Consider the following 13,065-nt stretch of genomic DNA (forward strand, 5'->3'; position numbering starts at 1 on the left):
TGGATTGACGCCTTTTTTTTGTTTTTAACACTGTATTGTTCGGGGGCGATACTAAAAAATATCGGTTTTCCCTTGACTTTTTGTGGATTCACGGTATTTGTATACTCCATTCATTTCGATAATGGCGTGAAAATTAATTCAATTATGGTTTGGAGGAAAATCATGAAAAAATCCATAGTGTTTTTAGCTTTCTGTTTGGCGGCCTTTGCTTCCTGCGCCGGAAGCGGCTCTTATCGTCAAGTGTACGAGAACACCCTGTATTCACGTTACATGCCCGAAAACGAAATTCAAGTGGCTGACTCCATACAATATATTGGAAATATGGATGATAACGTCCTGATCTCCTACCTGAATGAGGTGCATACATCCGGTAAGAAAAATCAGAACGAGTGGTTTTTTGTGGAGTGCGAGCAAAATGCCAACAAGCAGCTTCTTGTTAAAAGAGGGCTGACGATTATCATTGAGGAACTTGCACCCAATTCCAGAGCCAGGTTTGTAACGGACAGTTTTTCCCGGGTGCAGAACTATCTGGATAAAGGGCGGGATGTCGTTTTAGGCCGGAATTACGATTGGATTATTATCCCCACAGACTCGCCTCTGCCGGAAGCCGAAGCCAAGGCGCTGGAATCCAAGGGATACGTCATGCCCAAAGTATCCATGACGAAATACTCCCTGCGAAAAATTAGCGGAAGAGGGACTATTTCCATTATTTATTACGAGTGCGTTGACGACAATCAACCCCTTTACGGGGACATTGCCCCGTACAACGCCGCACTGGGCGGATGGGACGGGGATTTTGTCGCCGCTTTTAATAAAAGGGCCGGGTCCGCCGCGGAAATAAGAGAATATACGGGTGAAGGGCTGCCGCAGTCGCCGCAGCAATAGGCCTGCTTTTGGGATTGCATGATAAGATTATTTAATACTCAGGGACGAGAATAATGAGAAAATTCTATATATTATTAGTTGTATGCGTGATGTTGTTCGCCTCCTGCACCGGCAGGGGGGCGGGGCGTTTCGTCCATGGCAATGCTTTTTATTCTATGTACACGCCAAAACTCGAGGTCCTCGTCAGCCCCTCCATGCCCTTTATTGAGGGCGGAGAGCGGTCCGGGATGGGTTCGGATTCCGATGAGCCCCATACCGTGGTCAGCGTAAGGAAGCCATGGTGGCTGTTTGGCGAGCTCAGCCGTTACGGCGAGGCGCCCTTGTATGTAAAGAGGGGGGTGCTGATTGAAGTGGAGGAACTGCCTCGCACCTCCAATTGGGCTTTTCATTCCGATCTTTTGGCCGGCTACAGAAACAAGCTGCATCAGGGCAGCGAGGAAATTCTCGGCAAGACCCACAACTGGGCTCTCATCGCACCTTCGTGGCCTTTCACCAAAACCCAAAACTCAATCCTGGAGAAGGCCGGCTATAGGCTGCCTTATCCTTGCGTCATGCATATTATGATTTGCAAACTCAGCAGTACGTCCATGTACTCGGTCACATATTTTGAAAGCATGGAGGATAACGCCGCCTTTTTTAATAAAGAGAGAGCGCTGGACGCCAGGGATGCGTGGAACAGCAAATATATGACTGAGTTTTTGAAAAGGATGAAAAAAGCCTACGAAATCCTCCCGCTTAACCTGGAGGACGCCGCCCGGCCTCTGCCGCAGGAGTCCGAACTTCCCTCCGTGGATCCCCCGCCGCCGCCTTCCTCCGGAGATTTCGCGCCCCCGTCGTCGGAGGAAGCCTAAACTTCATTAATGACATAACGCCCCGGCCGATTTGGTTTCGGGGCGTTTTTTTGTCGCGTTTAAAACATGGGATAAATGAAAGGCGCCACGGAGCTGCTTTCCGCAAAAAAGATCAACACGCCCAATAAAGCCAAAACAATGACGATCGGCAGCAGCCAATAGCGTTTGCGAACCTTTAGGAACTCCCAGAACTCAACGATGAACGCTTTGTTTTCAAACTCTTCCATGGCCGGAGTTTTCCGTTAAGGGTAGGTTGAATTATACGATTCTGCCTGAGGAATTAACAATGGAAATTCTGTCCGGGGCAATGCCGGCGTCTTCCAAAAACCCCCTGATTTTGGAAGCGGATTCAGGCGCAGTGATCAGGCAACGTTCGCAGTCCAAGAACCTGGCTTGATGGAGAGGCTTAACAGGAACGCCCAAAACGCGGCTTTTGGAGCATTGGTCGTCTATTATGCACACAAGGGAAACGGAAGTCTCCTGTAAAGAGACGTAAGCGATTTCCGCCAGTTCCCCGGCGCCGCAAAAGGCCACGGACTTTACTCCCTGAGTTTCCAGTTCCTTGAAATATTTTCCCGTATTTTCCCGGACTCTTTTGTAAAAGGTAAAGGAAAACTGGATGAATTCATAGGTCAGGCGGGCTTTTTCCGCCGCTCCCTTGGGCGTGAGAATATACTTCACCCGATTTCTGGGAATCGTCGTGACCTTAAAATACCCCTTTTGAGTCAGCCGTTTGATAAAGGAATTGACCAGCCCTAAGGAGACGTCCAGCTTGCCGGCAAGGTCCCGCTGGCTGGGCGCCTGTCCGTTTTCAATCTCCTCCAGAATTTTTAAGGTCCGTATGTCCTGGGTGTCCATGGTCTGCAATTCATTGAGGTTAAGAAAGACAAGGCCTCGGCGCCTTCGTGTTCAATAAATGAACATCTCTGAAATTCGCTTACTTGACGCAATTAGTCAAGAAAAATATCCGGAACCGCCTTGGCCGCCTTGATTTTATGCCAGCAGGGTCCATATTATAAGTTGAAGAAAGATCAATAAGAGGGATATAATCAAATCATCCGAGGGGGCGACGCCTGCTCGGACCGGGAGAACACATGTGGAAGGTTCCAATCTAACGCGGCGTTATAATAGATAAGGAGAGTGCTTATGTTCAAGAAAATCCTGTGTCCTATTGACTTGTCCGACGTGTCCCCGAAAATGGCCCCGTTTATTATTGAAATGGCGACCAAGCACGAAGCGGAAGTCCACCTGCTTTTTGTGGTTCGCGTTTTGGAGCATTTCACGGCCTTGTACGTGCCGGATCTTTCCATCAGCAAGCTGGAGCAGGAAATGATCGCCGGCGCGGAAAAGCGTCTGGAAGAATTCAGCTCCGAGAATTTTTCCTCGCTGCCCACGGTAAAGGCCTCCGTGGTCCTGGGCGACGCCTCCGAAGAAATCGTGAACTACGTGAATAAGGAAAAAATGGATTTGGTGATCGTGGGAACCCATGGCCGCAAGGGACTGGAAAAAGTCTTTTTCGGGAGTGTGGCTGAAAAAGTCGTCAAGACCTGCCCCGTGCCGGTGCTGAGCATCAACCCGTACAGGGTGCGCGAAGCATAAACCGCAACTAACGCACCTAAATAAAAAGGCGCTCCGCCGCATTTGGCGGAGCGCCTTGAATCGCCTCCGGGATAGGCCGGGCCGGCCTATTCCTTGGATCCCTTAAAGTACTTGAGGAACTCCGAATCCGTGGATAGCACGATGCTGCTGTCCTTTTTCAAGGTTTCTTTGTAGGTATCCAGGGTTTTCATAAAGGAATAAAATTCCGGATCCTCGCCATAGGCCTTGGCGTAAATGGCAGTGGCTTTCGCGTCGGCCCGGCCTTTAATTTCCTGAGCCGTCTTGTAAGCCTCGGAATTGATGCGCTGCAGTTCCTTCTCCATGTCGCCCTTGATGCGATTTGCGCTGCCTCGGCCCTCAGACCGGATTTTTTCCGCCTTTTGCTTACGTTCGGCGATCATCCGTTGATAGGCTTCATCACGCACGTCCTTGGTGTAATTGACCCGTTTGATCTTGACGTCCAGCACTTCAATGCCGAAATCCGCCAGATCCACGTTGACTTGATCCTTGACGCGGCGCATGACCTCGGACCTGCCCAGTTTCACCTCGCCCAGGGACCGGGTGTCTTCAAAGATCACGGGAGCCCCTTCATCACCGGCTGCGGCGCTTTCCTCATACAAGGCCTTTTCCTGATCCGCGGCGCTTTGGCTGGCCACCATAATCTTTCGATTGGTCCGGCGCACGGTTTCAATCAAGGAATTATTGGTTATTTCATCCCGGACCTTGGCGTTGATGATTTCCGAAATTTTTATTTTGGCCTTATCGATCCTGGCTTTGTCGCTCAGGCCCTGCACGTTGGTTAACTTATAGAATTTCAGGGGATCGATGATCTTCCAGCGGGCGAAGGTGTCCACCCACAGGAGTTTTTTGTCGTCCGTGTTTATTTTGTCCGCATCCCCGTCCCATTCCTGCAGGTTTTTGGGGAAATGAACAGCCTGGTGCAGAGGCCAGGGCAGTTTGAAGTGAAGACCTGGGCTCGTAATGGTGTCGCCCACGGGCCGCCCGAACCAGGTGATAATCACCTGCTCGGTTTCATCCACGGTATAGGCGCAGCTATAAACGACCACGGCGGCGATTATGAGTATAACTACAATGACCTGTTTCATTATTTTATCGCCTCCTTTTGGTCGGATAGGTTCAGGAAGGGAAGCAGGTTTTTCTGGTCCGAATCCACGATATACTTGTCTCCCATGCCGGGCAGGACATCCCCGATAGCTTCCAGGTACAATCGCCTGCGCGTCACCTCCGGCGCCTTCTTGTATTCTTCATAAAGGCTCAAAAATCGGTTGGCATCACCTTCTGCACTGTTGACCCGATCCAGTTCATAGCCTTCCGCAGCCCGTATGAGCCGCTCCGCTTCGCCCCTGGCGGCGGGGATGGCTTTGTTGTATTCCTCCCTGGCCTGCAGAATAATTTTTTCCCTTTCCTGATCGGCCCGGTTTTCTTCATTATAGGAAGGTTGGACCGGCAAGGGCACCATGGTTTTTTCCAGGTTGACCGCAGTCACTTCCAAACCGGTTTCCGCCTCGTCCAGCTCCTTTTGCAGCAAGGTTTTGAATTCCTGGGCTATCGTGCTGCGCTCCGTCAAAACTTCATCCACGCTGCTGTCTCCAACCACAAGACGCATGGTGGCTTCGGACAGATCCTCCAGGGTGCTTTCCGGATTGGCGACCTTGAAGCAATAATTGTACGAGTCCTTGATCCTGTATTGGACGCTCCAGGGGACCAGGGCTACGTTCAGATCGCCGGTCAGCATTAAGGACACGCTGGCGGTATCGGACTCTCTTCCCTGATAACGGGAGTTGTCTCTATCCGGCGTCTCGTCAATTCCAAACTTGGCGGTCTCGCGCCGGTCCACGGGGATAAGCCTGACGGTTTCGATGTTGAAGGGCCACTTAAAATTCAAACCCGGACCCGTGGTGCGTACATGTTCGCCGAACCGCTGAACCACGGCTTCTTCGTTGGTGCCGACCGTATACATGCTGCTGGCGCCCACGCCTACGATAACCGCCAGAATGACGATCAACCACCACATGTCCGGCAGTTTGGTCCCTTTGAATTTATCCAGGATCTCCTCCCAGTTGGGAGGCTCCGGTCCGCCGCCTCCGCCGCCCTGTCCGGGAGGCGGGGGAGGTTGGGGTTTGCGCTTATTTTGCTGCTCTTTCAGTTTTTCCCAATCCCAAGCCATAATAACTCCTAATTTTTGTAAGTGTTTGGAAGTTGTAAACAACTTATAGGGAAAATACCCCTTGGGGTCAAGGAAAACCGGCCGGGAACCTGCACGGAAATCCCGGCGAAAACCATGTCTTCTCTTGACAGAACCTGGGGTTCATATCATTAACAAGATATGGCAGAGAAACGAAAAGTCAAAAAGATCCCCGAAGAGTTGTCCGCCGTCCTGGAACGCATCCTGAACGCGACGGATAACAAGTTGAATCCTGAAATCGACAGGATCTTCGCCGTATGGAGCCAATGCGTGGACCCGGATACGGCCAAAAACGCCCAGCCTGAATCCTTCAAGCAGGGCATGCTCATGGTCAAGGTTTCCAGCGCCCCCTGGAGTCAACAATTGGAGTACGAAAAGCGCTTCATCATGGAGAGGATCAACTCCCTCATCGGCGCAAGGCTGGTCACGGAAATCCGTTTCAAGACGGGCTCCACCCGCAAAAAGACGTCTTCCAAAAAGGCCCGGAAAAATGGTTGACGCAAACTCTCCGTGCCAGGACAATCTGACCAGCGACTCCATCCTTGGCGGGAAAATCCGCATTTTTCAGGAAAAAAACGGGTATCGATTCTCTCTGGACGCCGTGCTTTTGCCTCATTTCGTCCAGAGCGGGAAGGATTCCGTCATCGTGGATCTGGGGACGGGCGCAGGAGTCATCCCTTTGATTCTATCGAGCCTTTATTCGGAGATCAAAGTCTATGGGGTGGAAATCCAGGATTCCCTGGCCGGCCTGGCGGAACGCAATATCCGGGAAAACGGCCTGCAAGAACGGATAAGCGTTATACGCCATGACTTGAAAAAAACGCCCATCCCGGGCCTTCCGAAAAACATTGATTATGTGGTGAGCAATCCGCCCTATCGCCGCCTGGGGTCAGGCAGGATCAACCCGGACTCCCAAAAAGCGGCGGCCAGGCACGAAATCCTTGCCAACCTTGAGGACACGGCGGGCGCCGCAGCGCGGTTGTTAGGCAAGGGGGGGCGGTTCGCCGTGGTTTATCCGGCCTCTCGAACGGCCGAGTTAATCCATTGCCTGACGAAAAACAATCTGGAGCCCAAACGCATGCGGGCGGTGCATTCCAATACAATATCCCCGGCACGTCTGGTGCTGGTGGAAGCGGTCAAAGGCGCCGGCCCTCAGATTACCGTGGAAAGGCCCTTGTTCATCTACCGTGATGACGACGCCCACGCCTACACGGACGAAGTCCAGACCATGCTGTATCCGTCGTGAACTAAAAAAGGGAGGGGGCATGCCGTTAATTGATGCCGTGGACATCCAAGACGCCCAGGGCGAACTGGAAAAGGAATACCTGCACTTCCTCACCTCTATGATTGAGGTTCCGGAGCACTACCGCATGTTTTCTTCCAGCGTGGGGCTCATGAAAGCCAGGCGGGGCCTGGAGGATTATTACGTAAGCCATCCCAAATTTTCCTTTAAACTCGTGTGTTTTATACGCCTTATGGCCGCCCACGCCCTTAAGTTCGAGCCCTGCAAGACCTTCAATCTCAGGCTGTTAAAAACCAAGGAAGGCCTTTTGGACAAATGGGCCAATATGCCCCTTAAAGATCTCAAGGAAGCCCCGTTGCCGGAAAACGAAAAAGCCATGCTGCTTTTTACGATTAAAACCCTCAAATCCCCCAAATCCATAAAACCCCGCGACCTGGAACCCCTCCGCGCCTTCGGCTATACCGACGGAGACATCCTGGACGCCGCCCACCTGGCCGCCATGGTCAAAACCGAAAAGGAACTCTTCGCCTTATTTAAAATGGGAAAATAGCAAACGGGAAGGGAATTCAACAATCCCTCAGGGCGTTTACAATCCATTCAATCAGGTGCAGAGATCCCTGGGCGCCTAAAAGGCATTTGTGCACAACGTCTATGTATCCCATGGTAGGCAGGGCGATTTCAACGCCGGTCATCATGCCGTCCGGGTTGGAAATTTGAGCCAGCGCAGCGCCGTCCGCAAAAATCATGTCCACGCCGGAAAAATCCGTAACGCCCAGGGCGTCCAGGGCGTTCGCCCGGGTCAGGATCTCTTTCATTTCAGGTATGAGCAGGGAGTCGGCGTCGGTCAGGTCAACGGCCGCAGGCGCCATGCCCAGATAATCGTGCAGCCACTGGGTGAGGGGCAGGGCTATGGAAGCCGGCGCCCTGACCGCGAATGTCGCGCCCTTGGGAAGCCCCGTAAGGGAGTTCAGCCTTTGGATGTAGGTCACCCCGCGGACGCGGGCCTGGTCGATGGCTTCGACGGCCGGCCGGGGCGAGGCGCCCACGGCCCGGCAGACCCCGCGCACCCATTCTTCGGTCTGGTCAAACCCTATGGGAGCGCCGTTAACCGGACGCATGGCCGGCAGGCCCAAACGGGATTCGCACCACTCTGCAATGCGGCCTCCCAATTCCTCATGCACCATCACATTGCATTGCGAGTTTCCCATCTCCATGATTTCCTCGAAGCTCGATCCCGCGCACACAACCGCACCAACGTTTACACCGCATAGGGCGAGAAGCCGGGTCAGCTCCGCAATGTTTCCTTCCCAATGCTTTTGGAAAATGGAAATCCCCAGCAGGTTTACGGTGCATGGCTTTTCCGCTGTCGGCTGAGGCTTCAAGGTCCGTAAAGTCTGAATGACAGCTTCCTGGAAGCCTTCCTCCATGGTTCCGGAATACCCGGTGGATTCCAAGGCGACGCAGGGGATGTCTAGGTTAGCCGCCTGAATGAACCGGTTCAAATCGTCCCCGATCAGCGCCGCGCCCGGAGAGTTCACCACCGCAATCAGGGCATGGCCTTTAGCCGCGACAGTCGGCAGGATGCGTTCCAGCTTGGCCGAAGCCCCGAACACATAGTCGTCGCCGTCCAGGTAGGTGGCCGGAACCCGGGGCTGGCCAAAATAAAATTCTTCGAGAAACTGCAAGGGGTCGAAGGAGCTTTCCCGAGGCAGTTGCCCTTCGACGACGGCGCCGTGATAGAATTTGCAGCCCGTAGGGCCGTTAAGCAGCACGGCCGCGTCACGAATGCCTTCCATAGCCATGATGGCGCCGGTCAGGCTGTCGGGAGGCAGGCAGGCGTTTGCATTTTTCATGACGCGCCTCCCCAATTCAATTCCTCGCCCTTCATAAGCCGGGCTTCGTCCTTGCGCCATCCCTCCTGCAACGGAGCATTAAGCAATCGCCGCCAGCGCTGGGCCAGGGCCAGGCCTCCCAGATGACCCGTGTTGGGGCAAAGGGGAACCGTATCGTAATGGGTTGTCTCCGGCAGCCCGGAGGGCTGGTAATTGCCTAAAAACAAGTCCGGCTTCAATTCCATGATGTCCTCGCCCCGCCTTTGGGGATCGTATCCCACGTCAACCGTCAGCCGATCCTTATATCGCGTGCGATAGCGGTTGTCCTGGGTATAGTTCAAGATGCCCACCTTGACGACTTCCATATCCAGGTCAAAAGCCGTTTCCAAAATCCAGTCCACGTCGTGAATATAGGTCACCAGCATCAGGCGTTTTCCCGCCAGGTGCGGGCGCAAATCGTCGATGGCCTGAAGATATTCCCCGCGCAAGGCGTCAAAAGCCTGGTCAGCAAGGCTTCCCCGGCCGAAAAAATCGGCGATTTCCCGCAGCCACCGCTCCGTTTCATGAAAGCCGGAGGGAAAGGGATTTTGGGTGAATGTGCAGCCGAATTGGCCTGTGAGAAAGTCCTGGAGCACGCGCCCCAGGTGGTCTAGGTAAGCGGGAAGCTGGAGCGGCGCCCGGAGCAACTCGCGCAATTGCTGCACCGAACATTGGCGCACAAACCGGCAGTTCACCCGCAATCCCAGCATGGAAAGCAGGCGCTCCATTTCCCGAAAATTGGACTCGGCGTTCAGGGCGATGTTTTTCTCCGCCACAATATTCACGCAATTATCGTCGGGTTGAATACTCGGATCAATAAGCCCGCCCGCGCCTTCCAGGCAGGCGTTGATAACGCCCTGCAGATAGTCGCCCTCAATATCGCCGTCCGTGGTTACTCGCAATATTTGGGGCTTTGATGCGTTCCCCACAGGCAGGGCTTGGTCCACGTCATCGCCGATCACCCCGGCGGGACAGGTGGTCGTGACGAAAATTGCTTCCGGCTGCAGGGCCAGGGCTTTGTCCAGACCGGCGCGAAAAGCGTCCATGCCTCCGTGAATCATGGCGTCGTCGGACATTTCCGTGCCGATCAAAACCGGATTCAATTGTTCGGGCAGCCGCACGCCCCGGCTGCGTAACGAGGCCATGCCGCTGGACAGCATGGTGCTGGCCGCAATATGGCCGCAGCTTTTGGGACCGTGGGCCAGGGTCACGGCGTTGCGGATTTGGGTGAGCGTGTTTACGGCGCCGGTAAAGGCGCAGCCGTGCAAAGGCTCCCGGGCCAACAGGCTTTTGGACAAAAACCGGGAAACGCCCGGGCGACCCTGTAAGGATGCCTGCGCCAAAGGCGTTAATAAATTTTGCGAGGCTTTATCCATTTTGGAAAAAGCGGCGGGCTTAAAATTCCGCCCCAGCAGCAGTTCTTCCAGGGCGCTGTCCTCCAAAGGCCGGGGCTGGCAGGGTTCCGCCTGAAACACGGCCTTTGCAAGATTGCGGATGATTTCGGCTTCCGGGCTTTGGGGACAGGCTTCCGCCAGGGTTTGAGCCTGGCTTTCCGCGCCATGAAAGGCCCGGCTGCGGGGAATCACCGCAAGAATAGGAGCGCCCACAGCCTCAGCGAAGCGGCGCACGTCCTCGATGTCCCCCTCCCGCTCCCGGCGGTTTACCACCAGTCCCACGGCCCGGGGCTCGCCTTGCTCCATGTTGCAAACGCCCCGGATGATGTTGTTGGCGGCGTAAATGGACATGAATTCCTCGGAGGTGGCCACAAGCACGGTCTGGGCGTAGCCTTTGCGCAAGGGCACGGAAAATCCTCCGCACACCACGTCGCCCAATACGTCATAGATGATGGCGTCGTAATCGCTCCAGGCGCAGCCCAGGTTTTCCAGGATTGCGAAGGCGCTCAGGATGCCGCGTCCGGCGCAGCCCACTCCCGGCTCCGGGCCGCCGGCTTCCACGCAGTGGACGCCTTTCCAGCCCAGGTGGAGAATGTCGCCCAATTGCTGCTCTTCCCGGCGCGTCTCCCGCAGATACTCAAGCACGGGCCTTGGATGGGGTCCGCCCAACAGCAGCCTGGTGGAATCCTGTTTGGGATCGCACCCGATCTGGAGCACCCGTTTGTTATCCTGGGCCAGGGCCGCCGCCAGGTTCGCGCTCAGGGTGGATTTTCCAATCCCTCCTTTGCCGTATACTGCTACTCGCATAAAAAATGAATCCCTCCGGCGATTTTATGAGTGCAAGATAAACAGCCGTAATTGGTGGTAAGGGCTGATCCGGAACGCTAACACAAAGGCTCCTGCATTGCCAGGATTCCTCCCGAGCCCGTCATCTTCGTGAAGGCGGGGATCAGCGTCTTTGGCGTAAAGAAGTGAAACGTTAAAGGAGAGAATGATTCTGGATTCCCATCGGGAGCATTGGTAAAAGGGCGGGGTGCTGGAAAATTTGTACTGGGGCCGGGCGCCCCACACCAAAGGCGCCCGGCTGAACAAAGCCTCAAGGAACACGGTTAGATCACCGTATCCTTGCCTTCCCAGTATTTTTTGCGCATTTGGGCCTTCAGGGCCTTGCCGATCATGGACCTGGGCACCTGGTCGATGAACTCCACGCTTTTGGGCGTTTTGAATCCGGCCATGTTTTCCTTGCAATAGGCGATGAGGTCATCCTCGGAAATCTCCGAGCCCTGGGCTTTCACCACCAGGGCCTTGACCGCCTCGCCCCATTTATCGTCCGGCACGCCGATGACGGCCACGTCGGCCACAGCGTCGTGGGCCATGAGCACGTTTTCGATTTCCACGGGATACACGTTCATGCCGCCGGTGATAATCATGTCGTTCTTGCGGTCTACGATGTAGAAGTTGCCGTCCTCGCCCTGACGGCAGATGTCGCCCACGGTTCCCCATTCATGATCCAGGAAGGCTTCTTTGGTCGCTTCGGGCTTGTTCAAATAGCCTTCCCACATGCTGAAGCCCCGGCCGTAAAGCACGCCCGGCTGGTCCACGGCCGCCCGGTTTCCCTCTTCGTCGAATACGGCCAGTTCCAGGTCAAAGACCGGCCTGCCCACGCAGCCTTCGCCCGCCGGGCCGTTTTCGTAGGTATAGCGGGAAATGAACCCGAACTCTGAGGCGCCCAGCCAGTTGGAAACCTTGGCCTGGGTAAAGCTGTCGATCATCTTTTTTGCGGTGGCGTTATGCAAGGGAGCGCCGCAGGACACCACGTGGCGCACCGAAGATACGTCGCTGGCGCCAAGGACCTCCGCCGGCGTGCTCAGCATCCACTCGTACATGATGGGCACCATGAAAATCCAGGTGGCCTTGACTCTTTCAATCTCGGGAAAAATCTTGTCCGGGATGAAAGCCGGCAAAATGGCCAATGTCCCGGCGCTCATCATGGTGGAAAAGGTGTATCCCATGCTGGCCGCCGCATACATGGGCGCCGCCGCCAGATACACGTCGTCGCTGCCCAGGCCCAGTTCGTGGCAGACCGCGTTGGCCATATGGTAGTCGCTCTTATAGGTGCGGGCCGCCGCTTTGGGCTTGCCCGTGGTGCCTGAGGTGTACATGAGCAAATGCACGTCGCCGGGATCGGTTTCCACGTCCGGCTCTTCGGCGGGGGCTTGCGCCAACAGGGATTTATAATCGAACACGCCTTCCGGAGCGCCGTCTTCCACCATGATGACATGCTCCAGAGCCGGAACCTGATCTTTGATAGACAACACCGTCTCCAACTCTGCAGCGCTTTTAAGGATGACGGCCCGGGCGCCGCAGTCATTCAACTGATACGCCACTTCCGGCGCAGTCAGGCGGAAATTGCAGGCCGTGGCCACGCAAGCCGCCTTGTTGATGCCCAGGACAACTTCCGGGTATTCCGGGCAATTGGGCAGCAGAATCAAAACCCGGTCATGCCTGTTCAAGCCCAACTCAAGAAGGGCGAAGTCAAGCCGATTGCTGTTTTCCCAGACATCGGTCCAGGTCATGGTCTGATCCCCGAATATGACCGCCGTCTTTTTGGGGTATTTGGCGACGTTCATGCGGATGGTGCTGATGTAGTCGTCCGCAAAGCTCTTTTTTCCCGGTATTCTTCCAAAATCAAAGGACATAATTGAGGCCTCCTCCCTGCCTTGAAAAGATATTCTGAATAGTATTGAAAAATTTTCACAGACTACGGTCTGTGAAAATGACACAACTCATTGTTCTTGGCAAGAAAGAATTGATCGGCAGCCAAAACCGCCAGCGATTTTCACCCAAACAGGCAGTTTGCAGGGGGCCCGGACGGGATTACGATGTTATAAAATTTTCAGGGGCGGTCAGCAATTCTTCCGGATGCCGTCCAGAATTGAGCCCACGGTTTTTTGCATGAAGGAGACGATGTTGTAGCGTCCTCGCAACAGGCGCCAGTCATAGATCACTCTCCTCA

At 54.7% G+C, this 13,065-nt stretch carries 13 protein-coding genes; 6 read left to right on the forward strand and 7 right to left on the reverse strand.

The window, feature by feature from the left end:
* The first annotated feature begins 162 nt into the window (after nucleotides 1-162).
* Together BUE18_RS20755 and BUE18_RS20760 are read left to right on the forward strand one after the other, a co-directional pair.
* Nucleotides 163-885, forward strand: a complete 723-nt coding sequence (locus tag BUE18_RS20755; protein ID WP_073478096.1) for a hypothetical protein — start codon at nucleotides 163-165, stop codon at nucleotides 883-885.
* Nucleotides 886-938: 53 nt separating this feature from the next.
* Nucleotides 939-1,736 (forward strand): hypothetical protein, encoded by a 798-nt coding sequence (locus BUE18_RS20760; RefSeq protein WP_139264830.1) that lies wholly within the window; start codon nucleotides 939-941, stop codon nucleotides 1,734-1,736.
* A gap of 59 nt (nucleotides 1,737-1,795) precedes the next feature.
* Here BUE18_RS20760 and BUE18_RS28040 read toward each other — a convergent pair whose 3' ends face one another.
* Together BUE18_RS28040 and BUE18_RS20765 are read right to left on the reverse strand one after the other, a co-directional pair.
* Nucleotides 1,796-1,963: a DUF5989 family protein gene (locus tag BUE18_RS28040; protein ID WP_170868425.1), complete on the reverse strand. Its 168-nt coding sequence runs from the start codon at nucleotides 1,961-1,963 to the stop codon at nucleotides 1,796-1,798.
* 31 nt (nucleotides 1,964-1,994) lie between these two features.
* Nucleotides 1,995-2,594, reverse strand: a complete 600-nt coding sequence (locus BUE18_RS20765) for a winged helix-turn-helix transcriptional regulator (protein ID WP_139264831.1) — start codon at nucleotides 2,592-2,594, stop codon at nucleotides 1,995-1,997.
* A 288-nt stretch (nucleotides 2,595-2,882) separates the two neighbouring features.
* Here BUE18_RS20765 and BUE18_RS20770 point away from each other — a divergent pair, with 288 nt between their 5' ends.
* Nucleotides 2,883-3,335 (forward strand): universal stress protein, encoded by a 453-nt coding sequence (locus tag BUE18_RS20770; protein ID WP_073478099.1) that lies wholly within the window; start codon nucleotides 2,883-2,885, stop codon nucleotides 3,333-3,335.
* Nucleotides 3,336-3,421: 86 nt separating this feature from the next.
* Here BUE18_RS20770 and hflC read toward each other — a convergent pair whose 3' ends face one another.
* Nucleotides 3,422-4,441, reverse strand: a complete 1,020-nt coding sequence (gene hflC / locus BUE18_RS20775) for a protease modulator HflC (RefSeq protein WP_073478100.1) — start codon at nucleotides 4,439-4,441, stop codon at nucleotides 3,422-3,424.
* Entirely contained in the window at nucleotides 4,441-5,523 is a 1,083-nt protein-coding gene (gene hflK / locus BUE18_RS20780; RefSeq protein WP_073478101.1) for an FtsH protease activity modulator HflK, read from the reverse strand. The genes hflC and hflK overlap by 1 nt, the downstream gene beginning before the upstream one ends.
* Nucleotides 5,524-5,682: 159 nt before the next feature.
* Here hflK and BUE18_RS20785 point away from each other — a divergent pair, with 159 nt between their 5' ends.
* Genes BUE18_RS20785 through BUE18_RS20795 form a run of 3 tightly spaced genes read left to right on the forward strand, consistent with a single transcriptional unit; the run spans nucleotide 5,683 to nucleotide 7,334 of the window.
* A complete protein-coding gene (locus tag BUE18_RS20785) occupies nucleotides 5,683-6,039 on the forward strand; it encodes a DciA family protein (protein ID WP_073478102.1) in 357 nt (118 codons plus the stop codon).
* The gene (locus tag BUE18_RS20790; RefSeq protein WP_083611193.1) at nucleotides 6,032-6,787 is read left to right on the forward strand and encodes a tRNA1(Val) (adenine(37)-N6)-methyltransferase; all 756 of its coding nucleotides are present in this window, start codon (nucleotides 6,032-6,034) and stop codon (nucleotides 6,785-6,787) included. The genes BUE18_RS20785 and BUE18_RS20790 overlap by 8 nt, the downstream gene beginning before the upstream one ends.
* Before the next feature lie 19 nt (nucleotides 6,788-6,806).
* Nucleotides 6,807-7,334, forward strand: coding sequence for a carboxymuconolactone decarboxylase family protein (locus tag BUE18_RS20795; protein WP_073478103.1), 528 nt, complete (start codon nucleotides 6,807-6,809; stop codon nucleotides 7,332-7,334).
* A gap of 16 nt (nucleotides 7,335-7,350) precedes the next feature.
* On the opposite strand, the gene BUE18_RS20800 is transcribed toward BUE18_RS20795, so the two are convergent.
* From BUE18_RS20800 to BUE18_RS20815, 3 genes are all read right to left on the reverse strand, one after another.
* On the reverse strand, nucleotides 7,351-8,637 hold the full coding sequence (locus tag BUE18_RS20800) for a nitrogenase component 1 (RefSeq protein WP_073478104.1): 1,287 nt from the start codon (nucleotides 8,635-8,637) through the stop codon (nucleotides 7,351-7,353).
* Nucleotides 8,634-10,856, reverse strand: coding sequence for a nitrogenase component 1 (locus BUE18_RS20805; protein ID WP_073478105.1), 2,223 nt, complete (start codon nucleotides 10,854-10,856; stop codon nucleotides 8,634-8,636). The genes BUE18_RS20800 and BUE18_RS20805 overlap by 4 nt, the downstream gene beginning before the upstream one ends.
* A gap of 302 nt (nucleotides 10,857-11,158) precedes the next feature.
* Nucleotides 11,159-12,748 carry a class I adenylate-forming enzyme family protein gene (locus tag BUE18_RS20815; RefSeq protein ID WP_073478107.1) on the reverse strand — a complete coding sequence of 530 codons (1,590 nt, stop codon included), beginning with the start codon at nucleotides 12,746-12,748 and terminating at the stop codon, nucleotides 11,159-11,161.
* Between the last annotated feature and the right edge of the window lie 317 nt (nucleotides 12,749-13,065).

Origin of the sequence: Desulfatibacillum alkenivorans DSM 16219, assembly GCF_900142135.1 — a bacterium.
In the GTDB taxonomy this organism is placed as follows: Bacteria; Desulfobacterota; Desulfobacteria; order Desulfobacterales; family Desulfatibacillaceae; genus Desulfatibacillum; species Desulfatibacillum alkenivorans.